Annotated in this window: 20 protein-coding genes and 1 pseudogene; 13 read left to right on the forward strand and 8 right to left on the reverse strand. The window is 63.1% G+C overall.

The genetic code is table 11. The annotated features are described in order from the left end of the window. Positions 1-233: 233 nt before the first annotated feature. Complete coding sequence (locus NKJ88_RS00805; RefSeq protein WP_023741042.1) at positions 234-2,423, forward strand: anthranilate synthase; 2,190 nt, start codon at positions 234-236, stop codon at positions 2,421-2,423. 23 nt (positions 2,424-2,446) lie between these two features. Then, the gene (locus NKJ88_RS00810) at positions 2,447-3,376 is read left to right on the forward strand and encodes a cation diffusion facilitator family transporter (RefSeq protein ID WP_196813681.1); all 930 of its coding nucleotides are present in this window, start codon (positions 2,447-2,449) and stop codon (positions 3,374-3,376) included. Positions 3,377-3,635: 259 nt separating this feature from the next. Here NKJ88_RS00810 and NKJ88_RS00815 read toward each other — a convergent pair. Together NKJ88_RS00815 and NKJ88_RS00820 are read right to left on the reverse strand one after the other, a co-directional pair. Then, a pseudogene (locus tag NKJ88_RS00815) lies at positions 3,636-4,345 on the reverse strand (DUF4272 domain-containing protein). 23 nt (positions 4,346-4,368) lie between these two features. Beyond that, positions 4,369-5,466, reverse strand: coding sequence for a hypothetical protein (locus NKJ88_RS00820; RefSeq protein WP_023683649.1), 1,098 nt, complete (start codon positions 5,464-5,466; stop codon positions 4,369-4,371). Between the two features lie 99 nt (positions 5,467-5,565). On the opposite strand from NKJ88_RS00820, the gene NKJ88_RS00825 reads away from it, so the two are divergent. The 5 genes from NKJ88_RS00825 (at position 5,566) to NKJ88_RS00845 (ending at position 9,196) form a co-directional block, all read left to right on the forward strand. Then, positions 5,566-5,994 (forward strand): DsrE family protein, encoded by a 429-nt coding sequence (locus NKJ88_RS00825; protein ID WP_023683648.1) that lies wholly within the window; start codon positions 5,566-5,568, stop codon positions 5,992-5,994. A gap of 73 nt (positions 5,995-6,067) precedes the next feature. Beyond that, positions 6,068-6,847, forward strand: coding sequence for an SDR family NAD(P)-dependent oxidoreductase (locus tag NKJ88_RS00830; protein WP_023683647.1), 780 nt, complete (start codon positions 6,068-6,070; stop codon positions 6,845-6,847). A 73-nt stretch (positions 6,848-6,920) separates the two neighbouring features. Then, the gene (locus tag NKJ88_RS00835; RefSeq protein WP_023691624.1) at positions 6,921-7,229 is read left to right on the forward strand and encodes a putative quinol monooxygenase; all 309 of its coding nucleotides are present in this window, start codon (positions 6,921-6,923) and stop codon (positions 7,227-7,229) included. An 80-nt stretch (positions 7,230-7,309) separates the two neighbouring features. Further along, the gene (locus tag NKJ88_RS00840; RefSeq protein WP_023683645.1) at positions 7,310-8,398 is read left to right on the forward strand and encodes an AbrB family transcriptional regulator; all 1,089 of its coding nucleotides are present in this window, start codon (positions 7,310-7,312) and stop codon (positions 8,396-8,398) included. Positions 8,399-8,443: 45 nt separating this feature from the next. Next, positions 8,444-9,196, forward strand: coding sequence for an SDR family NAD(P)-dependent oxidoreductase (locus NKJ88_RS00845; RefSeq protein ID WP_023669968.1), 753 nt, complete (start codon positions 8,444-8,446; stop codon positions 9,194-9,196). A gap of 56 nt (positions 9,197-9,252) precedes the next feature. On the opposite strand, the gene NKJ88_RS00850 is transcribed toward NKJ88_RS00845, so the two are convergent. Next, positions 9,253-10,149, reverse strand: coding sequence for a LysR family transcriptional regulator (locus NKJ88_RS00850; RefSeq protein ID WP_352443357.1), 897 nt, complete (start codon positions 10,147-10,149; stop codon positions 9,253-9,255). A gap of 146 nt (positions 10,150-10,295) precedes the next feature. Here NKJ88_RS00850 and NKJ88_RS00855 point away from each other — a divergent pair, with 146 nt between their 5' ends. Continuing rightward, positions 10,296-11,831 (forward strand): MFS transporter, encoded by a 1,536-nt coding sequence (locus NKJ88_RS00855; protein ID WP_352443358.1) that lies wholly within the window; start codon positions 10,296-10,298, stop codon positions 11,829-11,831. 10 nt (positions 11,832-11,841) lie between these two features. Here NKJ88_RS00855 and NKJ88_RS00860 read toward each other — a convergent pair whose 3' ends face one another. From NKJ88_RS00860 to NKJ88_RS00870, 3 genes are read right to left on the reverse strand one after another with little or no spacing between them, the layout of a single operon-like run. Further along, on the reverse strand, positions 11,842-12,156 hold the full coding sequence (locus NKJ88_RS00860) for a nuclear transport factor 2 family protein (protein WP_352443359.1): 315 nt from the start codon (positions 12,154-12,156) through the stop codon (positions 11,842-11,844). After that, complete coding sequence (locus NKJ88_RS00865) at positions 12,156-12,932, reverse strand: esterase family protein (protein WP_023695838.1); 777 nt, start codon at positions 12,930-12,932, stop codon at positions 12,156-12,158. Before NKJ88_RS00865 ends, NKJ88_RS00860 begins: the two co-directional genes overlap by 1 nt. A gap of 5 nt (positions 12,933-12,937) precedes the next feature. Continuing rightward, on the reverse strand, positions 12,938-14,104 hold the full coding sequence (locus tag NKJ88_RS00870; RefSeq protein ID WP_352443360.1) for an ATP-grasp domain-containing protein: 1,167 nt from the start codon (positions 14,102-14,104) through the stop codon (positions 12,938-12,940). Between the two features lie 482 nt (positions 14,105-14,586). On the opposite strand from NKJ88_RS00870, the gene leuA reads away from it, so the two are divergent. The 4 genes from leuA (at position 14,587) to NKJ88_RS00890 (ending at position 19,835) form a co-directional block, all read left to right on the forward strand. Then, positions 14,587-16,263, forward strand: a complete 1,677-nt coding sequence (leuA, locus tag NKJ88_RS00875; protein WP_502904720.1) for a 2-isopropylmalate synthase — start codon at positions 14,587-14,589, stop codon at positions 16,261-16,263. Between the two features lie 193 nt (positions 16,264-16,456). Then, the gene (locus NKJ88_RS00880) at positions 16,457-18,226 is read left to right on the forward strand and encodes a tetratricopeptide repeat protein (RefSeq protein WP_023669961.1); all 1,770 of its coding nucleotides are present in this window, start codon (positions 16,457-16,459) and stop codon (positions 18,224-18,226) included. 103 nt (positions 18,227-18,329) lie between these two features. Beyond that, on the forward strand, positions 18,330-19,133 hold the full coding sequence (locus NKJ88_RS00885; RefSeq protein ID WP_352443362.1) for an alpha/beta fold hydrolase: 804 nt from the start codon (positions 18,330-18,332) through the stop codon (positions 19,131-19,133). An 84-nt stretch (positions 19,134-19,217) separates the two neighbouring features. Then, the gene (locus NKJ88_RS00890; protein WP_023733389.1) at positions 19,218-19,835 is read left to right on the forward strand and encodes a hypothetical protein; all 618 of its coding nucleotides are present in this window, start codon (positions 19,218-19,220) and stop codon (positions 19,833-19,835) included. Here the strand turns inward: NKJ88_RS00890 and NKJ88_RS00895 are convergent, their stop codons facing one another. Beyond that, positions 19,836-20,762 carry a metallophosphoesterase family protein gene (locus NKJ88_RS00895; protein ID WP_023683636.1) on the reverse strand — a complete coding sequence of 309 codons (927 nt, stop codon included), beginning with the start codon at positions 20,760-20,762 and terminating at the stop codon, positions 19,836-19,838. A 71-nt stretch (positions 20,763-20,833) separates the two neighbouring features. Between NKJ88_RS00895 and NKJ88_RS00900 the strand changes: the two genes are divergently transcribed. After that, positions 20,834-21,334 (forward strand): NUDIX domain-containing protein, encoded by a 501-nt coding sequence (locus NKJ88_RS00900; RefSeq protein ID WP_031192976.1) that lies wholly within the window; start codon positions 20,834-20,836, stop codon positions 21,332-21,334. A 16-nt stretch (positions 21,335-21,350) separates the two neighbouring features. Here NKJ88_RS00900 and NKJ88_RS00905 read toward each other — a convergent pair whose 3' ends face one another. After that, positions 21,351-22,337, reverse strand: a complete 987-nt coding sequence (locus NKJ88_RS00905; protein ID WP_352443363.1) for a glutathione S-transferase family protein — start codon at positions 22,335-22,337, stop codon at positions 21,351-21,353. Between the last annotated feature and the right edge of the window lie 155 nt (positions 22,338-22,492).

The following is a 22,492-nucleotide window of genomic DNA, read 5'->3' on the forward strand; positions in this document are numbered from 1 at the left end:
GCCACAAACAGGCCTTTCAAACCTGTTGCGCATCCGGCTTTTCGCCGCTATGGATTTCGCCCATGAACATGCGCTCGATCAAGACCATTTGGTGGTGGGCTCGCTGACAGCGGCCTGTTCGAACGCGTGCGCGTGAAAATAGAGGGTGGCCGCAACGGAATGTCCGGGCGGCCATTTGTTTTTTCAAAGCCATTCCCGGGTCCGTTGCCCCAACAAGCCATATGGAGACGGCAATGACGATGAAGGCTCTGGAAAACGGCGCGGAAAGCTTCGTGACCGCAGGTGGTGTCACCATCACCCGCGAACGCCACGACAAGCCTTACGCCGGTGCGATCGATGCTTATGTCGACGGCTTGAACTCGCGCCGTGGTGCGGTGTTTTCCTCGAATTACGAATATCCGGGCCGCTACACACGCTGGGATACGGCCATCATCGATCCGCCGCTGGTGATTTCCGCGCGTGGCCGCGCCATGCGCATCGAGGCGCTGAACGGCCGTGGCGAAGTGCTGCTGCCGGTGATCGGCAAGACGCTGGCCGGCATTGCCGAGGTGACGATTGCTGAAACCTCGAAAAAGCTGATCCGCCTCGATGTCGCCAAGCCCGGCCGCGTCTTCACCGAGGAAGAGCGCAGCCGCGTCCCCTCTGTGTTTACTGTGCTGCGCGCCATCACCGCTTTGTTCAAGACCGATGAAGACGCCAATCTCGGCCTTTACGGCGCCTTCGGTTACGACCTCGCCTTCCAGTTCGATCCAGTCGACTACAAGCTCGAGCGCAAACAGAGCCAGCGCGATCTCGTGCTGTTCCTGCCTGACGAGATCCTGGTCGTCGACCATTATTCGACCAAGGCCTGGACCGACCGCTACGACTATTCCGGCGACGGTTTTTCAACCGAGGGGCTGCCGCGGGACGAAATCGCCGAACCGTTCAAGACCGCCGACCGCATCCCGCCGCGCGGCGACCATGAGCCGGGCGAATACGCCAATCTGGTGCGCAAGGCGATGGACAGTTTCAAGCGCGGCGACCTGTTCGAGGTCGTGCCCGGGCAGATGTTCTACGAACGCTGCGAGACGCAGCCTTCCGAAATCTCGCGCAAGCTGAAGTCGATCAACCCGTCGCCCTATTCCTTCTTCATCAATCTCGGCGAAAACGAGTATCTGATCGGCGCCTCGCCCGAAATGTTCGTGCGCGTCAATGGCCGCCGCGTCGAGACCTGCCCGATATCCGGCACCATCAAGCGCGGCGACGACGCCATTTCCGATAGCGAGCAGATCCTGAAGCTGCTCAACTCCAAGAAGGATGAATCCGAGCTGACAATGTGCTCGGACGTCGACCGCAACGACAAGTCCAGGGTCTGCGATCCGGGCTCGGTGCGCGTCATCGGCCGCCGCCAGATCGAAATGTATTCACGCCTGATCCACACCGTCGATCACATCGAAGGGCGCCTGCGCGAAGGCATGGATGCCTTCGACGCCTTCCTGTCGCATGCCTGGGCGGTCACCGTCACCGGTGCGCCGAAACTGTGGGCGATGCGCTTCATCGAGCAGAACGAAAAGAGCCCGCGTGCCTGGTATGGCGGCGCCATCGGCATGGTCAATTTCAACGGCGACATGAACACCGGCCTGACCTTGCGCACCATCCGCATCAAGGACGGCATCGCCGAGGTGCGCGCCGGCGCCACGTTGCTCTTCGACAGCATCCCCGAGGAAGAAGAAGCCGAAACCGAACTGAAGGCATCCGCCATGCTCTCCGCCATCCGCGACGCCAAATTGGGCAATGCCGCAGGCGCCGAACGCACCACCGCGCGCGTCGGCGACGGCGTCAACATCCTGCTCGTCGACCACGAAGACTCCTTCGTCCACACACTGGCCAACTATTTCCGCCAGACCGGTGCCAATGTCTCGACCGTACGTTCGCCGGTGCCGGAAGAAGTCTTCGAACGGCTGAAGCCCGATCTCGTCGTGCTGTCGCCCGGACCGGGCACGCCGAAGGATTTCGACTGCGCCGCGACCATCAAGAACGCCCGCGCCCGCGACCTGCCGATCTTCGGTGTCTGCCTTGGCCTGCAGGCGCTGGCGGAGGCCTATGGCGGCGAACTCAGGCAGTTGCACGTGCCGATGCACGGCAAGCCGTCGCGCATCCGCGTCTCCAAGCCTGGAATCATCTTCTCCGGCCTGCCCAAGGAAGTGACCGTCGGCCGCTACCACTCGATCTTCGCCGATCCGGTGCGGCTGCCCGACGATTTCATCGTCACCGCCGAGACCGAGGACGGCATCATCATGGCCTTCGAACACCGCAAGGAGCCGATCGCCGCCGTCCAGTTCCATCCGGAATCGATCATGACGCTCGGCCACAATGCCGGCATGCGCATCATCGAAAACATCGTTGCGCATCTGCCGCGCAAGGCCAAGGAAAAGGCCGCTTAGAAACGATGGCGGCAACGGACAACATGGCGGCGATCGCAGCGAAGGCAGCGGCCAGGCAAAGGATCGCCAGCCTTGCCTTCTGGTCGATTGTCATCGCCTGCGTGGTGCTCGCGCTCAAGCTTGCCGCATGGTACGTCACCGGCTCCGTTGCGCTCTATTCGGATGCGCTGGAGTCGATCGTCAACGTCATAGCCTCGGCCGCCGCCTATTGGGCGGTCCTGGTCAGCTACAAGCCGGCCGACCAGGACCATCCGTTCGGCCACCACAAGGCCGAGTATTTTTCGGCGGTGCTGGAAGGCGTGCTGATCGTGCTCGCCGCGCTTTTGATCCTCAACGAGGTCTGGCGCTCCTGGCAGACGCCGACCCCGCTCGAACAACCCTGGGAGGGCCTGGCGATCAACGGCGTCGCCACCGTCATCAACGCCTTCTGGGCCTGGACGCTGATCCGCGCCGGGCGCAGCGCAAAATCACCGGCGCTGGTCGCCGACGGCCGGCACATCATGACCGACGTCGTGACCTCGGTCGGCGTCTTCGGCGGCCTCGTCGGCGCTATCCTGACCGGTTGGCAGATCCTTGATCCGGCGCTTGCCGTCATCGTCGCGCTCAACATCCTGTGGCAGGGCTGGCACGTCATCGGCTCGTCGATGAACGGGCTGATGGACCGCGCAGTGGACACGACCGAACACATGCACATTCGCGACATCATCTCGGCCAATTGCAAGGGCGCGCTGGAGGTTCATGACCTCAAGACCCGCATCGCCGGCCGCGCCACCTTCATTGAGTTCCACCTGGTCGTCGACGCCGACATGACGGTCGGCGCCAGCCACGTCATTTGCGACCGCATCGAGGACGCGCTGAAGGCCGAAATCCCCTCGGTGCGCGTCACCATCCATGTCGAACCGGACGACGAGGCGAAGCTGCCGAAAGGCACCACTGCTGTGCCGTTTGCTTGAGGAAAAACTCAGGGCATCATCCTCGGGCGAGGATCTGCCGACCTCGCCGGATCGATTGCGCCATTACCGCCATGTGGGGTAGCCCGCCAATGGCTACATCCAGGCGTTGATTGCCTCCAAATCGGGCAGCGCCTGCTGCTCAAGCGCGCGCCAGCTCGGCCTCGGCAAAAGCGTAGTCAGGCGAACCGTCTAAGTTCGTCAAATCCAAACTCGGCAAGCGAAGTCCGATCCAAGGTAGCACCCGCTTGCGATCGGCTCATCATGTGTCGGTCGAGATGTCATCCCATTCCTGCCCCATATACCCAATCAGCCAATTGAGCGCGTAATGACGTTCGACAACCACGTCTCGTTCCAATCCTGCCGGCGCGGCTTTCCCATTCACCCGCGCATCCATCACAGCCCAATTGTACCGATAGATCAGATCGGCAGCATCGAGAAGCTCGCTTTGCGGGCGCAAATTGGCCCGCTTGAGCAGCCCTTCCGTGTCGAGGTCACGCAACATCGAAACCAATTGTGACACATCGCAAGGCTTGTCTGGACGCCCAAGGTTTTTGAAGACTTGCAACGCCCACAACATTACGAAAGCCCCTTCATAGCGCCAGCTAAAATTTGCGCGATCTTGCTCGGTTGCAACGGGGTTACCGACAAACGCTTGCTCTTTGGGCGTAAAAACCCTTCGGCTCCAAACTGGCTGATCAAGTTGCTTACAAGATTTCGATCATTGGTCTCCGCTGTGTCGGCCACGATTACCAGTGCGATGGCGCGTTTAACCACCTCGTCCTTCGTTCGTCGCCGACTTTCGGCTGCGGTTTCGATCGCCGGCAAATGGTCGATGAACGGCACGCCCTCCTTCTTCAACTGTGCTATTGAGGCAGCCTTGCGAGCCTCAGCCTCGCCTTCAGCGTTGGCGGAACCGATGAAGGCCAAGGAAGTCAGAAAACCAAGAAAGCTGCGACGCATCATATTCATTGTCAAATGGCTGCTAAGAGTGACTAAGGCGCACAAGCCGATTGCGGCATTGGCTCCAGCCTGTAGATCTTATCATCCGACTCCGTCTTGCCGCCAGCTTCCTTCGAGCACAGATCAACGATGGCCAGGCTGCTGTTGGGGTTGGCGAGCATCATGGTGCCATTGGCGCCGCGCTTGAGGTAGATTTCCTTCTGGCTGATGTCGCAGGCAAAGTTGCTCATCTTGGAACTCGCCGCACAACGCCACTGGTCCGCCTCGCCCTGGCAGGAATAGGTCTGCGTGACCTTGGCCCCGTTCTCCCTGGTTGTCACGGAAACGCCGATGTCGGCGCCGTCGGGCCAGTTGGCGACATCGCCGCCTGAGGCAAAGGAGGCCAGTTCCACCGGCCCGCGAAAGACACGGATCGACTGAGTCACCTGGTCGGGATGCGAGGAGAGATGCGCAGCATCGTAGTCGCGCCCATAGCAGAATGGCTGGTCCGACTTCAGCTGCTCGCGCAGTGGCGCGCCGAGAGCCGGATCGATCGGGTCGATCTTGGCGAACTCAGCCTGGCAGGTTGCGGCCGGCATCGGGTCGAGGCGGAAATTATCGTCCTCCGAGCCCAGCGCCTGCCGGTCATATTCGGCTTCGCCCAGTTCGTCTTCCGATCCGGCGTCGAGATAGAGATCGGACGAGACGTCGGTGAGGATCAGGCGGCCTTTGTCGTCGAGCTTCAGCGACGCCATGGTGCGGTCGCAGTCCATGCCGCAGCGGACCGGACCTGACTTGCCGTCCTCGGACTCGTGATTGCACCAGCCGCCGGCCCATTGCGGCGCCTTGGCGCCGCGCACCGTGGTGGTGAGAAAACCGTTGTAGGAGGTGTCGGCGTTTGCCGTCGGCTCCTCGTTCGGATGGCTCACCGGATCATGGCCAAAGAGGAAGAAAATCCGCGCCACCTTCTGCTTTGGATGCGCCTTGAGGTGCGCCGCATCATAGACGCGGCCGAAACACGCATCGGCGCCATTCGGGCTGAGTTCGGGTAGTTTAAGCGCATCGCCGGCAAGGGCCGAACTTGCAAGCGCGCCGAGCAGCACGCAGCCAAATCCAGCGCTGGCAACAACCTTCCACTTCCTGAACGCCATGTGACGCCTCCTCGCATCGACAGGACGTAACGTCAAGTTATGCTAGTATCATGGCCGCAGCCACGCAATCTGCGGGGAGCGCCAAGCCGAGAGGATGCCATGCGTCGACGCGACATGTTCCGGGCCAGCCTTGCCGGTGCCGCCGGCCTGTTCGGGCTGAGCCGGGCCGCCGCCGCTGAAGACAGACCGAAGGTCGCTTATCACCTCAGCGACCTCGATAAGGTCAACTTCGTGCTCGGCAACATCAAGAACCACTATGAAGGCACCGGCGGCAATGTCGACATCGTGTTGGTCGTGCATGGTCCGGCCCTTGCCGGCTTCAAGTCGAAAGGCCTATCGGCGGCGATCTCGGGACGCTTTGCCGGCCTTGTCCAACAGGGCCTTGAGCCGCATGCCTGCGGCAACACCATGCAAGGCATGGAGATCACGCTTGCCGACCTGCTCGAGGGCTTCCACGCCGCCGACAAGGGCGGCGTCGTCAAGCTCGCCGAACTGCAGCGCCAGGGCTACGCCTATCTCCGGCCCTGAGCCGCCACGGGCTTGAACGTGAAGGCCATGAGAGCCTACGAAGGGTGGCCAAACAGCCCGAAGGAAAGTGCTCATGACCGCGACCACCCTCGTCATCCCCGATCTTGCCGGCAAGGCGGTGCTGGTCACCGGCGCTTCGACCGGCATCGGTGCCGCCCTTGCACTGGCCTACGCCGCCCAGAAATGCCGGGTCGCGCTGCACTACAATTCGAGCCGGAAGGCCGCAGAAACGCTGGCCAAAACCATCCGCGACAGCGGCGGTGAGGTGTTCCTGACACAGGGCGACTTCTCACAGGCAGCCGATGTCGAGCGGGTAGTCGAGGAGAGCGCCGAAACATTCGGCCGGCTCGACGGGCTAGTCAACAATGCCGGCGGCATGCTCGGCCGCGTGCCCTATGCTGAGCAGACCGAGGCGCACTACGACGCGGTGATGGACCTCAACGCCCGCTCGGTGCTGACGGCCTCGCGCAAGGCGATGCCATGGCTGAAGAAGCAGGGCGGCTTCATCGTCAACACCTCGTCGATCGCGGCGCGCAATGGCGCTGGCGGCGGCGCCGGGCTGTACGGTTCGGCCAAGGCCTTTGTCTCCAATGTGACGCGCGGCATGGCCAAGGAACTGATCGGCTTCGGCATCCGCGTCAACGCAGTGGCGCCGGGCACCATCGCGACACCCTTCCACGAGCGCTACTCCACCGACGATCAGATGAAGGGCATGGTCGCCACCATTCCTCAAGGACGCGCCGGCACCGCTGAAGACTGCGTCGGTGCCTATCTCTTCCTGTCGTCAGATCTCCTGAGCGGCTACATCACCGGCCAGATTATCGAGGTGAACGGCGGCCAGTTGATGCCGTGAGCGAGCAATTGCATACTGCGTCTCGCAACCATGCAGTCGTGCGAGCGTTTTCTGAGGTTTGGAGGGGAAGGCAATGTATGGACTGATCGGCAAGATGCGGGCGGCGCGCGGCCAGCGTGACGCGATCATGGATGTCCTGCTCGCCTCGACCGGCGCCATGCCGGGCTGCCTGAGTTATGTCATCGCTCGTGATCCCGCCGATGCCGACGCGATCTGGGTGACCGAAGTGTGGACCGACGCCGCGAGTCACAAGGCTTCGCTGCAGCTGCCCGAAGTCCAGGCGGCGATTGCCAAGGCGCGGCCGATCATCGCCGGCTTCGAATTCCAGGTCGAGACCCATCCGGCCGGCGGTTTCGGCCTGCCCGCCATCAAGAACGAGTGACATCCCAACGCGGGGTCGGGGTCGTTAATTTCTTCCGAGACAGCGTTCGCATTTTTCTCTTCCAGGTCTAAGACCCAAACATGGACTCTTCGCCAGACCAACCGGCCGTCGAACGCATGGCGCGCATGCTTCCAGTCCGACAATGGCTGGTGCTGCTGATCGTCTCGCTGCTGTTCGCCGGCGCGCTGGAATACGCCGCGCTGCCGGCGGCCCTGCTGATCGGCCCGATGCTGGCGGCGATCCTTGCCGGCACCAACGGCGCCACGGTGCGCGTGCCGCGGCCGCTGTTCGCCGCCGCCCAGGCCTTGGTCGGCTGTTTGGTCGCGGCGTCGATCTCCACCGACATTTTTTCGGTGTTCTACAAGGAATGGCCGCTGGTCCTTGTCGTGGTGCTGGCGACCCTTGCGGCGTCCAGCCTGCTTGGCTGGCTGATCAGCCGCTGGCGCATCCTGCCCGGCACCACCGCGGTCTGGGGCTCGTCGCCGGGTGCTGCCACCGCCATGGTGCTGATGGCCGGTGCCTTCGGCGCCGATCAGCGCCTCGTCGCCTTCATGCAGTATCTGCGCGTCATCTTCGTCTCAATGACGGCGGCGCTCGTCGCCAAGATGTGGGTCGACACGTCGGGGATCGAGGTACCAGCCATCGTCTGGTTCCCGCTGATCGAACCGGCAGCCTTTGCCGCCACGCTCGGCGTGGCGCTGGTCGGCGGCCTGCTTGGCCGGTTGTGCCGGCTGCCTTCACCCTTCTTCCTCGGCACTTTCGTCTTTGGCACCATCGTCCATCTCGGCTTCGGCGCGGCGATGCAATTGCCGCCATGGCTGCTGGCGCTCTCCTATGCGATGGTCGGCTGGTCGATAGGGCTGAACTTTACCCGGGCGATCCTGCGCCATGCGACACGGGCGCTGCCGCAGATCGTCGGCTCTATCGTCGTGCTGATCGCCTTTTGCGGCGGGCTTGCCTGGCTGATCAGCCACGTCCTCGGCATCGATCCGCTGACCGCCTATCTCGCGACCAGCCCCGGCGGCATGGACAGCGTCGCCATCATTGCCGCCGCCGCGCAGAACGTCGACATATCCTTCGTCATGGCCTTGCAGTCGACCCGCTTCCTGGTCGTGCTCATCGCCGGGCCGAGCATAGCGCGGCTGGTGGCGAGAGCCGTCAGGGACTGAGATTCAAATATCCAGGGAAGAGGAAAAGTGCCCATGAAACGTCGTGTGAATGCCGTCGATCTCTCAGGCCGGGTCGCCGTGGTGACCGGCGGCGCGCAAGGCATCGGCCTTGCTGTCGCCCGGCGACTGCTGTCATCGGGCGCCAGCGTCGCCATCTGGGATGTGGACGAGACCGCCATGGCGAAGGCCGTTTCCGAACTCGCCCCGCTCGGCCGGGTCGAGGGTTTGCTGTGCGATCAATCGCTGATGGAGGCCGTCGACAGCGCCGCGACCGAAACCGAGCGCTCGCTTGGTCCGGTCGATCTGCTGGTAAACAATGCCGGCATCGCCGGACCGGCAGCGACGGTGGCGGATTATGATCCTGCCGCCTGGCGCCAGATAATCGACATCGACCTCAACGGCGTCTTCTACTGCTGCAAGCGCCTGGTGCCCGGCATGATCGCGCGCAGCTACGGCCGCATCGTCAACATCGCCTCGGTCGCAGGCAAGGAAGGCAATCCGAATGCCGCCGCCTATTCCGCCGCCAAGGCCGGCGTGCTCGCGCTGACAAAATCGCTCGGTAAGGAACTGGCCGGCCACGACATCGCCGTCAACGCGCTGACCCCATCGCCCGCCCGCACCCGCATCCTCGAACAGCTCACTGAGGCCCAGGTCGCCTACATGCTGGGCAAGGTGCCGCGAGGCCGGTTCGTCGAAGTCGAAGAGGCGGCTGCGATGATCGCCTTCATGCTATCGGACGAAAATTCCTTCACCACCGGCGCGACCTTCGACCTGTCCGGCGGCCGCGCCACCTACTGAGAAGCAGAGCTATTCCTCGCTGTCTTCGTTATCGCCGTCGGCCGCGAAGGACTAATTCAAGAGCCGCTCAGCGTCGCGGCAAGCCGGTCGGGAAGGAAATCGACGAAGGCGCGAACCTTCGGCGACAAATGACGATTGGACGGCCACAACAACCGGAACTGGCCGCGGCCGTCGACATGGTCGTCCAGCACCGTGCGCAGCAGGCCGTCACGCAGCGCCTCGCGGACCAGGAAATCGGGCATCGAGCTGATGCCGAGCCCGGCCATCGTGGCGCCCTTCAGCGCCTCCGTGTTGTTGCAGGTCAGCATCGAGCGGACCTGCGGCTCGGCGCTGCCGCCGATGAACGGCCAGCCTTGCAGCTTGCCGCTGTTGGGAAAGCGGAAGCGGATGCCGTAATGGTTCACGAGATCGTCCGGGCGGCTCGGGTTGCCGTGCTGCTCGATATAGGAGGGTGCCGCACACAACAGCAGCCGGAAGGGTGCAAGCGGCCGCGCCACCAGGCGCGAATCCGGCAGGTCGCCGCTGCGGATCGCGATGTCGACGCCTTCGTCGATGAGGTCGACGATGCGGTCGTTAAAGTCGATGTCGAGTTCGATTTCGGGATAGCGCGCCATGAACTCCGACAGCACCGGAAACAGCAGGTGATAGGTCACGATCGGCGTCGAAACGCGCAGCCGCCCATGCGGTGTTTCGCGGCTCCGCGACAGCATCGCCTCGGCATCGCCGATGTCGTCGAGGATGCGCCGCACCCGCTCGTTGAACAGCTTGCCCTCTTCGGTCAGGCCGATGCGGCGCGTGCTGCGCTGAAGCAACCTTACGCCGAGATCCTGCTCGAGCCTGGCGACGCTCTTGCCGACGGCCGATGCCGAGATTCCGAGCGTGCGGCCCGCAGCGATGAAGCTGCCGAACTCAGCCGTGCGGGCAAAGGCCAGGAGCCCATTGAGGCGTTCCATCGCATCTCTCCATTCGAGCGTTTCAGTCCGGTATATCTGGATATTTAACACCATTTTTCTCGAAGTGTCGCGAGCCTATCTTCCCGTTACGACTGGCGCAGCAAGCTTGCGGCAGGCCGGCGGATCCTGGTTCAGATAGGAAAATTATGACCCCGAAGACCACAAACGGCGCGGTCGCGCCATGGCTTGTCCTGTTGTCGGTATGCCTTGCCGCCATGACAATGCCCTTGACCTTCACCGGCCCGGCCGTCGCGCTTTCCCGCATTGCGGCCGACCTCGGCGGCAGCCCGATCGCGCTCAACTGGGTGACCAACGCCTTCATGCTGACCTTCGCCGCCACCTTGATGGCATCAGGCGCGCTGGCCGACAATCATGGCCGCAAGCGGCTCTTCCTTGTTGGCCTCGCCACCTATGTGCTGGCATCGCTGGGATCGATGTTTGCCCCTGGTATCGTCTGGTTCGATGTGCTCAGGGCTGCGCAAGGGCTCGGCGGTGCCGCCGCCTTTGCCGGCGGCGCCTCCGCTCTTGCCCAGGAATTCGATGGGCCATTGCGGCTGCGCGCCTTCTCCTTCCTCGGCACCAGTTTCGGCATCGGCCTCGCTTTTGGGCCGATCGCGTCGGGCCTGCTCATAGATGCCTTCGGCTGGCGATCGATCTTCGTCTTGGTGGCAGTGCTCGCGATTGCAGCCGCTTTGCTCGGCCTGCGCACCATCAGGGAATCGCGCGATCCGGATGCGACCGGCCTCGACTGGGCGGGAGCCGGCACCTTTACGATCGCGCTGGCATCGCTGACCTACGGCATGCTGCAAGCGCCGCAGAGCGGCTGGACCGATCCCCTGGTGATCGCGCTTCTCGTGGCGGCCGCCCTTTGCTTTGCCGCTTTCGTCGTCGTCGAGCGGCGCGTGCGCCGGCCGATGCTCGATCTCTCGCTGTTCCGCTTTCCCCGCTTCGTCGGCGTCCAGTTCCTGGCGGCCGCTCCCGCCTATGGCTTCGTCGTCCTGCTGGTGCTGCTGCCGATCCGCTTCATCGGCATCGAGGGGATGAGCGAGATCAAGGCGGGGCAGTTGATGATCTGCCTGTCGGGACCGCTGTTGATCCTGCCACTGCTCGCCGGCCAGGTAGCGCGCTGGATCGCTCCGGCAACGATCTGCGGTGTCGGCCTGCTTGTGGCCGCCGGCGGCCTTGTCTGGCTGAGCCTGACACCGCCTGTCGTCGCAGCGCTGGTGGCGCCGCTGATCCTCATCGGCGTCGGCATCGCCCTGCCCTGGGGGCTGATGGACGGACTTGCCGTCGGCGTCGTGCCGAGAGAGCGTGCCGGCATGGCGGTCGGCATCTTCAACACCACCCGCGTCGCTTGCGAAGGCGTGGCGCTGGCGATCGTCATGGCAGTCCTGTCGGGTTTCACGGCAGCCCAACTGGCGGCTCAGGGAACGGCGTCTTCCCTGGATGCAACCGCCGCCGCGCAGCTGCTGGTGACCGGCAACATCGGCGAAGCGGCAGCCCGCTTGCCGGGTGCCGGAGCCACAGTCCTGGTCCAGGCCTATGAGATCGCGTTCGACAGGCTGCTGATCGTGCTGGCGGCAATCACCATCGTCACCGCCCTTGTCGTCTTTCTCGGCTTGCGCCGTGGATCGGCGGTGGAACACGAGACCATTGCTCTGCCGGTTTGCCAGGAAGGGTAGCTGAGCCGCGTCAGGAGATGACGAGGCTCGCTATGCGGTGGCCGCCGAGCACGAAGGTCATGTCACCCTCGCCGTTGAAGCCATTGCCTTTCACGGCAATGCGGACGCGGTAGCTGCCCTCGACCTCGGCGATGCGGACAATGCGAAGATTGGACTTCACGCCGATATTATCCGACTGGTTCCAGCGCGCGATCTGCTGGCGGCCTTGGAAGGACCGCCCCCAGTCGGCCAGGGACGCGTCGGCTGTGAACGTGTGGAGAACGGCTTCGCTATCACCCGCATTGGTGGCCTCGATAAAGCGGCGGATAGGTTCGGGTGTGGTCATCAATCGAGCCGGTGCATCAGATCATCATCCAGCCAGCGGCCGAAGAAATAGACCAGCTGCTTGTGCCACCATGGCCAGTCATGACTGACATCGCCGCCCCAATAGTCGACCCAGGCGGGAATGGATTTGTCGCGCAGGATCTGTTCCAGCCTGCGGGTCTCGACCAGCATCCGCTCTTCCCAGGCGCCCTGCCCGCAGCAGAAGATCATCCTCAGCGCCTTCAGCCGGGCAAGCAGTTTTGGGTCTACGATGCCGGGCAGATAGTCGAGCGGTGAATTGTAGAAGATATCACCTTCCAGCGCCTTGCCGAAGAAGTCGCCCGCCGAATAGACGCCCGACAGCGCGATGACGCCGCTGGCGAGTTCGGGAAAGCGAAAGACGAAGTTCGTGGAATGATAACCGCCCATCGAACAGCCGGTGAACAGCGGCTTTAATTTGCGCCCGCCATTGGCTTGCTCGGCGGTCGCCAGAAACTCCGGCAGCGCCTCCTCGCGCACATATCGGAAGTAAGCCTCGTGGCGACCGATGCGGTGGGCGGCGCCGGCATGCTTGTTGAAGAACGATTCCGAATCCACGCCGTCGACCGCGAACAGCTGGATGCGGCCGGTGTCGATGAATTCGGCCAGCGCTCCTACCCCGCCGGAATCCTCGAACTGGTAGAACCGCCCCTGCGACGTCGGGAACACCACCACCGGCCGGCCGGCATGGCCGTAGCGCTTGTATTCCATGTCGCGGCCGAGATTGCCGGAGAAACCCTTGTGATAAGAGATGTCCATCGCGTCTAAGCCTTTTCCGCGTGGATGTAGGCGACAGCCGCGCGCAGTGCTGCTTCGTCCTTCGAGCGCATCTGGTAGGCGTAATTTCCCATGGCGCGGCTGAAAACCTTTTCTATCGGCTGATGATGGACGATCTTGTCGCGATGCGCGGCTAGCACGTCCTCATGGCTGTGCAAATAGTGGAGGTGCTGCTTGCGGCTGGCATAAGCGGTGAAATACTTGCCCTCATAAGGACCACCGGCGGCATCCTTCACCACCATGTCCGCCCAAGCCGCGTAGACGTCGATGTCGAACGTGTAGTTGATCGCATCGGTCATCCAGGCGCCGGGCGGCCGCATGTTGACCTCAAGCGCGATGACGCGGTCGTCCTTGGTTTCGAACAGCTCGATGTGGAAGAAGCGTTCGCGCACGTCGAACGCTTTGAGGATCTTGCGGCCGGCCTCTTCGATCGCCGGTCGGACCTTGGGAAAGCAGGTGTAGCTCATGTGGCGGTCCTTGTTGACCACTTCCATGATGCTCTGGTCGTACCGGTGGCTGGCCGCCAGCACCACCTCGCCGTCACGGTTGACCAGCCCATCGAACGTCACCACCAGCCCCTCGATGAACTGCTCCATGACGAAGGTCACATCCTCGGGCTTGTCGTTGAAGAACTTGTCAAGTTCCCTGGCGTTGGAAATCTTGAAGGTGTTCGAGGCGCCGGACCCGGAATCGGGCTTCACCACCACGGGATAGCCGACGCGGCGGATGAAGGTCATGGCGCCGGCCCGGTCGGAGCATTTGCGCTGGGCGATGGTGTCGACGCCGCTCTTGCGAAAGAATGCACGCATGCGGCTCTTGCGCTTCAAATTCTTCACGAAATCGAGCTTGGTGCCGTAGATGTTGAAGTCGGTGCGGATGTTGGCTTCCAGCTCCAGCCAATGCTCGTTGAGTGACTCGAAGCGCTCGATGCGGCCCCATTTGTGGATGAAATGACCCATCGCCCGGAACACCGGATCGTAGTCCTCCATGTCGGCGATGCGGTAATATTCCGACAGGGCCGCCTTCAGCTTGCCGTCCAGCGCATCGAAGGGCGCATCGCCAATGCCCAGCACCGTGGCGCCGGCCTTCTTCAGCCGGTCGCAGAAATCGGCGCCGTTGGCGGGAAAATGCGGCGAGAAGAAAACGAAATTCATGAATGACCCCTCCCGACGGCGAAGCATTGCGACCACGGCCTCATGCAAGTTTGGCGCATTTGCCACGCATGGGGAAGAGTGCTCGGGAAGGCTGGAAATGGCCCCACTTGCCTGTCCATGGTCGCTCCTGTATGAAACCGGCCATGAACACGCGCGTCTCCTCCGTCGCTTCCCGTCCGACCGGCTTTGCCGGCGAGACCGTGCGCGCGCTGGCATCGACCCTGCTTCTTCTCGGCCTTATCGGCGATCGCCGGGTTCGCTGAAGGAGCGCCCGGCGGTCGAACCGCCGCTTACGCGCACGCTCCTTGGCCAGTTCAGAAATTGGCAATTCACATCAAGCGAACGAAAATCTGATAAGGCGCTGCTCGCCCTGGAATCCGTCCGAAGACCGATCCGCGAGCCGCCGGGAGAACAAGACGATGAACGCACGAGAAGACATCCGCGCCGGCGAAGCCGAAAGCGTAAAAGGCGCGGCCGGCCACATGCCGGGCGCGGCCCGAAAATACCAGCCCTATCCGACGGTCGGTCTCACCGACCGCACCTGGCCCAACAAGGTCATCGACAAGGCGCCGATCTGGTGCTCGGTCGATTTGCGCGACGGCAACCAGGCGCTGATCGATCCGATGGGTCACGAGCGCAAGGCGCGCATGTTCGCCCTGCTGCTCGACATGGGTTTCAAGGAGATCGAGATCGGTTTCCCCTCGGCCTCGCAGACCGATTTCGATTTCGCCCGCTGGTGCATCGAGGAAGGCAATGTGCCGGCTGATGTTTCGCTACAGGTGCTGGTGCAGTGCCGTCCCGAACTCATCACCCGCACCTTCGAATCTCTGAAGGGCGCCACCAACCCGATCGTGCATTTCTACAATTCGACCAGCGAGTTGCAGCGTCGCGTCGTCTTCGAGAAGGATGTCGGCGGTATCAAGCGCATCGCCACCGACGCGGCCAAGATGATCACCGACATGGCGGTCAAGGCCGGCGGCGGTTATCGCTTCGAATATTCGCCCGAAAGCTTTACCGGCACCGAGCTCGAAGTCGCGCTGGAGATATGCAACGCCGTCACCGAGATCGTGAAGCCGACAGCCCACAACAGACTGATCATCAACCTGCCGTCGACGGTCGAGATGTCGACGCCCAACATCTATGCCGACCGGATCGAATGGATGTGCCGCAACCTGGACGACCGCGAGAACCTGCTGATCTCGCTGCACCCCCACAACGATCGCGGCACCGGCATCGCCACCACCGAGCTCGGCCTGATGGCGGGTGCGGACCGCGTCGAAGGCACGCTGTTCGGCAATGGCGAGCGCACCGGAAATGTCGACATCGTGACGCTGGCGCTCAACATGTACACGCAAGGCGTCGATCCCCATCTGGATTGCTCCGACATCAACCGGATGAAGGACGTCTACGAATATTCCAACCAGCTGAAGATCTCCGAGCGCCATCCCTATGTCGGCGAACTCGTCTACACCGCCTTTTCCGGCTCGCACCAGGACGCCATCAACAAGGGCATGAAGGCCTTGAAGAAGGCCAACACGCCGGTCTGGGAAGTGCCCTATCTGCCGATCGATCCGGCCGATGTCGGACGCAGCTACGAGGCGATCATCCGCATCAACTCGCAGTCGGGCAAAGGCGGCATCGCCTATGTACTGCAGGCCGATTACGGCCTCAATCTGCCGCGCAACCTGCAGATCGAGTTCAGCCAGGAGATCCAGGCGATCACCGACGCCGAAGGCAAGGAAGTGCCGGCAAAACGCATCCATCACCGCTTTATTGAAACCTATGTCGACCAGCCCGGCGCACGACTGAAGTTCCTCGACCATCACACCTATCCCGATACCGAGAAAAAGGGCCGGCGCGTGGTCGAGGCGGTGATCCTCGACAACGGCAAGGAGACGACAATCGCCGGCTCCGGCACCGGCCCGATCGACGGCTTCGTCGATGCGCTGTCGCGTCATGTTGGCGTCGACATGTCGGTGCTTGATTATTCCGAACATTCGCTCCAGCGCGGCTCGAACGCCTCGGCGATTTCCTATGTCGAGATGGAATATCCCGGCGGCAAGCTGTTCGGCGCCGGCATCAACACCAACATCGTCGCCGCCTCGCTGGAAGCCGTCGTTTCGGCCGCCAACCGGATAATCGGCCGCAAGGCCGGCTGATATTTTCCCGGGCGCCGAATGTCCGCGGCGCCCGGAAATCCCCCATTTGCCGAGGGAAATTCCGGTCTTTTGTGTCAACCACCGGCAACTATCCGGTGTGTTACGCGATCGCATAACATAAGCATGCTTGTATGGAAGTGCAGGCTCTATATGATTGCGCCTCAACCTGTGCCGACTTCGAGAGGATCGACACTTGCAGCATGCCACGCCTGCCGCCCCCGCAGTGCGCGAGACACTGGAGCGACTGCTCGCCAGCGAAACGTTCGGACGTTCCGAGCGCGCGCGCAAGTTGCTGCGCTATCTTGTTGAGCGCGAGCAGGCCGGCGAAGCCGACAGGCTCAAGGGTTTCTCCATCGCCATGGACGTCTTCGGCAAGGACGGCGATTTCGATTCGTCGACCGACGCCGTTGTCCGGGTGCAGGCAGGCCGGCTGCGCGAACTTCTCCAGCATTATTTCGCCAATGAAGGCATAGCCGAACCGGTTCGCATTGCCATTCCGCGCGGCGGCTACGTGCCGTCCTATGAGCTCAACGCCATACGCCTGCCGGTTGGGCAGGAGCCGCTTGCGGCGGCGGTAGCCGCCTTGCCCGGATCGCCCGACCAGGCGGCTCTTGACGCCGTTCCCGCTGCCGCGACAGCTTCGGGGGTTACAGAACCTGGGCCTTCGCTGGCGCGCCATCTCCAGTTCTTCTGGGTCGCCATGACGCTGGTCATTCTCATGCTGGGCGTGCTCATCCTGCGCCAGGGCAGCGGCGCATTGCTTGCCAGCAGCGATCCTACCGCGGTGGTCGAGACCGCGGGCGTAACGAGCAGCATCGCATCGCCGTCGATGGAGGCCCTGCCCCTCGTCTACATCGCGGTGAAGGCCACCGGCCCCGAGGCCGGCCGCGTCGCCGCTTCGCTGCGCGCCGGCCTTGCCGGTTTCGACACGATCGACTTCATCGGCCGCGACGCCGACAGCAAGCGCGATCCGAGCACCGACCCGACCAGCTTCGTTTTCGATGTCCTGCCGGGACCAATGGCAGGTGACGTGACGCTCGAACTGCAGAGCGTGGCGACCGGCCGCGTGCTTTTGTCCCGCAGTCTGACGGCCGCCGACAGCGCACCTGGCACCGTCGAGGATCGTATCGCCGCCATCCTCAGCTCGACCGTTCCCGCCTCCGGCCCGCTCTACAGCTACATCGAACAGAACGGCATTCAGACCGGGCTGACGAGCTGCCTGATCCTCAACGACAGATACTATCTCGACCAGAGCACCAGGACGCACGAGGCCGCCTATCGCTGCCTGGACAACCTCGCCGGCCAGGGTGCGAAATCGTCGTTGGTCTATTCGGAACTGGCCTCCCTGACCCTTGAGGCCGCCACCGATCATTACGCCTATCCGCCTGGCGCGACGGTCGAACAAGCAATGTCTTTCGCCCATCGCGCCATCCAGATGGGACCGACCAGCCCCTATGCGCACCGCGCCTATGGCTACCTCAATTCGCGCCTCGGCAACACCGAGGAATCGATCCGCTGGATGCGCAAGGCCTATGAGCTCAACCCCTACGACCTCGGCATGGCTGCCGCTTACGGCTATGGCCTGATCTTTGCCGGCAAATATGCCGAGGGAACACCCATCCTGACCCATGCCGTCGAGACGTTCAGCGGCCATCCGACATGGTGGGATTTTGGGCTTTTCGCCGGGCAATTTATGCTGGGCGACATGAACAAGGCCGCGATAGCCAGCGAGTCGCTGCGCACGACGGCGATGAAATCGCATTATCTGGCGGCGCGGCTGATCGGCGCCAAGGCTGCCGGCCGCGAACAGCTGGCAGCCAAGCTTCTGGATGAGCTGACCACCAAATTCCCGAAATTCGCCGCCGATCCGCGCGCGGCCTTCGCCGAGCGCAAATATCCCGCCGATCTGACCGACCGGCTGGTTGAGGCGCTGCGCGCCGCGGGCCTCGGCAACGCCAGCTAGTCTTTCCGGATCGCGAAAACTTTACTGGCCATCGGTCAGGACTGGGAGCAATCCAGCCTCGATTCGAATTTCCTCTCCGGTCTTGCAATAATCGCACATTTTCATGGTCTCATCCCTCTATGTTGCCGAGCGTGGCGCCGGGCCGAAGACGGTCGTCCTGCTGCATGGCTTCGGTGGTTGCCATGATATCTGGCGCGAGGTGACCGCGTCGCTAGGGCCCGATGTCAGGACCTTGGCCTACGATCTTCCGGGACACGGACTGTCTCTCGAATTTCCTGGCAGCGGCCCGGCCAAAACAGCGGCGCGAGCGGTTCTCGCCGATATCGCCGCACGCGGGATAGCAAGGGTGCATGTCGCCGGTCATTCGCTGGGCGGCGCGGTCGCCTCCCTGATGGCGCTTGCCGAGCCTGAAAGGATAGGCTCGCTGATGCTTCTGGCGCCGGGCGGTGTTGGCCCCGAGATCAACGGACCGCTGTTGCGCCGCTACGCCGCGGCCGCCGACAGACGGGAAATCCGCGCCTGCCTTGCCGCCATGTCGGGACCGCAAAGCCCGCCGCCCGAACGCATCGTTGGCGTCCTGGCGGACCTACGCCGTCGCCCCGGCCAGTTGCGCAAGCTGATTGAGATATCGGCCGTCGTGACCAGGAACGAGCGGCAGGGGGTCATACCCCGCGAACAGCTGGACACCCTCGACATGCCGGTGATGGTGGTTTGGGGAACGGACGATCCGGTGCTGCCCTTTACCCAGGCTGATTGTCTGCCGGCGCATTTTCATATTCATCACGTGCTCGATGCCGGCCATATGCTGGTCGAGGAAGTGCCTGATGTGGTCGCCCAGGCCGTGCGCCGAAACATGGCACGCCGCGGCAGGCGCCTGCGTCCGACATTCGAGGCCGCGGCGAGCTAACTTACTTGCGCCCCGCATCTCGCCAGTGCATTTTGCCGCCGCCTGTGTTAACTCGCAATTAACCATATCAGCGAGGCGACGCCGATGAAGGACACTGGCGAAAACATCACCCCCATCGACACCTCCCGCAAACTGTCCGACGCCGTTCGCGATGTGAAAAATGCCTTCGCCGATCGCGACGATGTCGTGGTCGACATGCGCGAGGCGCACCGGATGCGGCTTGATCTGCTCGCCGCCGAGCTCGCCCCGGTCTTTGCCGACGTGCCCGCCGACATGGACAATTTCGACTTCGTCGTCTCCTCCGGCCTGCAGCCCCGCCTCTGGATCGACGCCGTCAGCCATGTCGCCATGGGGCGCGACCGCCGCACCTACCGCTTTCTCAGGGATACCCGCATCGGCCGCGTCGTGCTCGCCGAATCGACCGATATGAAACCGGTCGCCGATCAGGTCACGCGCTATGTGGCGGAGCGTATCGTCGAGCGTCAGCGCATGATGGAGGGCGGTGTCGAGCCGGCCGTCGCCGACCTGAAACGCGCCGCCGTGCCGGAAGCTGAGCCGCCCTTGCAAGCAGCCGTGCCCCGCAGGGGCTGGTCGACGTTCCTTTCCGGTCTCGGCTTGGTCGCCGCCGGCGCGCTTGTTGGCCTGGCGGTGGCGGCCGCGCTGTTTTGGGATCGCCTGATGGCGATGAAGATCAGCTTCTGATCAACGATCTGGAGGCCTCGGTGTCTGCGCGCCGAGTTCAATGACCTGCAGGTCCGATGGCGGCAAGGCCGGCCCGGTCAGGCCGCGCCGCGTCAGGCGAATCAGCCAATTGCCCTTCTCCCCGTCAATATCGAGCAGATTGTACTGTGCCGCCGGGTTCTTGCTGCCTGGCGACTGCCCGGCGGCGGCGACGCCGACGACCGGAATCCTGGCGCCGCGCCCGCCGATGAAGAACAGCGACGGCAGATGCGAATGGCCGTGCAGCACGAGTTCGGCGCCATGCCTATGAACGGTCTTGTGGAAGCGGGAGATGCCGAACAGGCGCTTTTGCTGGGCGACGGCGCCGCGCACCGGCGGATGATGGATCATGATCACCCGCAACAGGCCGCGTTTGTTCGTTGCGTCGAGCACTGTCGCCAGCCTTTGCGCCTGACCTTCGAGGAAGAAGCCGTTGGCCATGAACGGCGCCGTGGCGCGCGCCGTCGAAACGCCGATCAGCGCGACATTGCCGCGTACGCGCAGATAGGGAAAAGCGTTGCGGTCGATCGGCGCAGTCACGCCGTCGCCGCTCATCCACGCCGCCCAGGAGCGGCAGACCTTGTCGAAGGCGCCCGGCACATAGGCGTCGTGGTTGCCCGGCACCACCGAGACATCCTCCGGCGAACCCAGCGTCTCAAGCCAGTGCTTGGCCATCTCGATCTCGCCGTCGAGCGCCAGATTGACCAGATCGCCGGTAACGGTGAGGTGGTCGGGTGTGCTCGCCTTCATGTCGGCGACGATGGTGTCGATGACGGCATCGTGCATATGGCGGCGGCGGTTGCGCTGCCAGTTGACGTAGCCGACGACGCGCTTGGACGCGAGTTCGCGATAGGTTACACCGGGAAGCGGCCCCAGATGGACATCGGAAATATGCGCGAGCCTGAACATCCTTCCTTCATAGGCGACGCGCTCCCCGCTTTCCACTCACTGTTTCCTGCCCATCCACGGTTTCGCTAGTCATGGCTATATCGGACCCGGAGCAGGCGTTTCGCCAGACCGGCTGGGCAGGCCTCAGGGCAAGGCTGTTCCATCTCTATTTCCTGCTGCGGCGGCCGATGACGCTGGGCGTGCGCGGCCTGATCCACGATCGCGCCTCGAACACTGTCTTCCTCATCCGCCACACCTACGTTCCCGGCTGGCAATTACCGGGCGGGGGCGTCGAAGTCGGCGAGACGCTCGGTGAGGCGCTGGTGCGCGAACTGGCCGAGGAAGGCAACATCGCGCTGACAGCCCAGCCGGTGCTGAAATCGATGCATTTCAACCGCCGCTCCAGCCGCCGCGACCATGTCGGCCTCTATCTCATCGAAACCTTCAACCAGATCGCGCCGAAACTGCCGGACCACGAGATCGCCGAAGCAGGCTTCTTTCCGCTCGACCGCTTGCCGCATGGCACGACGCCGGCGACGCTGCGGCGGCTTGCCGAGGTTTTTGAAGGCGAGCCGGTATCGCCGTACTGGTAGGCTGTCAATCCGATGCTCACGCCGCCTGCCTGAACCGCGCCCGGTCGTGCGGGGCGCCATAGTCGAGCCCAGGCCCGACCGGCACGATGCGCGTCGGGTTGATGCTCTCGTGGCTGCCGTAATAGTGCATTTTGATGTGGTGCAGGTTCACCGTGCCGGCGATACCGGGCACCTGGTAGAGGTCGCGCAGATAGTTCGAAAGGTTCGGATAGTCGGCGATGCGGCGCAGATTGCATTTGAAATGGCCGACATAGACCGGGTCGAAACGCACCAGCGTGGTGAACAGCCGCCAATCGGCCTCGGTGACACGCTCGCCAGTGAGATAGCGCTGTTTTGACAGTCGGCCCTCCAGCGTGTCGAGCGCCGCGAACAGCTCGCCGAACGCCTCTTCATAGGCCGCTTGCGTGGTGGCAAAGCCGGCGCGGTAGACGCCGTTGTTGACGGCGGGAAAGACCAGCGCATTGACCTTGTCGATCTCGCCGCGCAGGCCTGGCGGATAGGAATCGAGAGCGGCATCGCCCCACTCGTCGAAGGCCGAATTGAGCATGCGGATGATTTCGGCGGATTCGTTGGAGACGATGGTCTCTTCCTTCTTGTCCCACAGCACCGGCACCGAAACCCGGCCCGAATAGGCTGGATCGGCCTTGGTGTAGATTTGGTGCAGGAAGTCGAGGCCGTAGAGCGTGTCGCCGGTGGCGCCATCCTCGGCCAAAAACGTCCAGCCCTCAGCACCGAGGAAATGATGCACGACTGAAACCGGGATGATGTCTTCTAGCTTCTTCAGCGCGCGAAAGATCAGCGTGCGGTGCGCCCACGGACAGGCGAGCGAGACATAAAGATGGTAGCGTCCGGGCTCGGCCTTGAAGCCGCGCGTACGACCTTGCGCCGGCGCGCCGTCGCGCGTGATCCAGTCACGCCACAGCGTCTCGGCGCGGATGAACCTGCCGCTGCTATCGACATTGGCCGGACGGGCCTGCCATTTGCCTTCGACCAGCAATCCCATACGAAATCTCCTTGCGTGCCTTGGCCAATGTAGTCGCAAGGCGGCAATGCCGAAGCCGTCATCTGCTGAACAGAGCGTCACTCGTATGAAACGCCGGATGAAAACAGCCGATTGCAGCCGCCGGAAATTGATGCTAGCGGACACTCCGCATGTTC

Origin of the sequence: Mesorhizobium sp. M0016, from assembly GCF_040324035.1 — a bacterium.
In the GTDB taxonomy this organism is placed as follows: Bacteria; Pseudomonadota; Alphaproteobacteria; order Rhizobiales; family Rhizobiaceae; genus Mesorhizobium.

Coding starts and splice junctions, on each gene's coding strand:
- NKJ88_RS00825 (WP_023683648.1), top strand. CDS start 5,566: ATGCGTCGACGCGACATGTTCCGGGCCAGCCTTGCCGGTGCCGCCGGC.
- NKJ88_RS00890 (WP_023733389.1), top strand. CDS start 19,218: ATGAAGGACACTGGCGAAAACATCACCCCCATCGACACCTCCCGCAAA.
- NKJ88_RS00860 (WP_352443359.1), bottom strand. CDS start 12,156: ATGACCACACCCGAACCTATCCGCCGCTTTATCGAGGCCACCAATGCG.
- NKJ88_RS00820 (WP_023683649.1), bottom strand. CDS start 5,466: ATGGCGTTCAGGAAGTGGAAGGTTGTTGCCAGCGCTGGATTTGGCTGC.
- NKJ88_RS00840 (WP_023683645.1), top strand. CDS start 7,310: ATGGACTCTTCGCCAGACCAACCGGCCGTCGAACGCATGGCGCGCATG.
- NKJ88_RS00905 (WP_352443363.1), bottom strand. CDS start 22,337: ATGGGATTGCTGGTCGAAGGCAAATGGCAGGCCCGTCCGGCCAATGTC.
- NKJ88_RS00850 (WP_352443357.1), bottom strand. CDS start 10,149: ATGGAACGCCTCAATGGGCTCCTGGCCTTTGCCCGCACGGCTGAGTTC.
- NKJ88_RS00835 (WP_023691624.1), top strand. CDS start 6,921: ATGTATGGACTGATCGGCAAGATGCGGGCGGCGCGCGGCCAGCGTGAC.
- NKJ88_RS00895 (WP_023683636.1), bottom strand. CDS start 20,762: ATGTTCAGGCTCGCGCATATTTCCGATGTCCATCTGGGGCCGCTTCCC.
- NKJ88_RS00870 (WP_352443360.1), bottom strand. CDS start 14,104: ATGAATTTCGTTTTCTTCTCGCCGCATTTTCCCGCCAACGGCGCCGAT.
- NKJ88_RS00885 (WP_352443362.1), top strand. CDS start 18,330: ATGGTCTCATCCCTCTATGTTGCCGAGCGTGGCGCCGGGCCGAAGACG.
- NKJ88_RS00810 (WP_196813681.1), top strand. CDS start 2,447: ATGGCGGCGATCGCAGCGAAGGCAGCGGCCAGGCAAAGGATCGCCAGC.
- NKJ88_RS00900 (WP_031192976.1), top strand. CDS start 20,834: ATGGCTATATCGGACCCGGAGCAGGCGTTTCGCCAGACCGGCTGGGCA.
- NKJ88_RS00865 (WP_023695838.1), bottom strand. CDS start 12,932: ATGGACATCTCTTATCACAAGGGTTTCTCCGGCAATCTCGGCCGCGAC.
- leuA (WP_502904720.1), top strand. CDS start 14,587: ATGCCGGGCGCGGCCCGAAAATACCAGCCCTATCCGACGGTCGGTCTC.
- NKJ88_RS00830 (WP_023683647.1), top strand. CDS start 6,068: ATGACCGCGACCACCCTCGTCATCCCCGATCTTGCCGGCAAGGCGGTG.
- NKJ88_RS00805 (WP_023741042.1), top strand. CDS start 234: ATGACGATGAAGGCTCTGGAAAACGGCGCGGAAAGCTTCGTGACCGCA.
- NKJ88_RS00855 (WP_352443358.1), top strand. CDS start 10,296: ATGACCCCGAAGACCACAAACGGCGCGGTCGCGCCATGGCTTGTCCTG.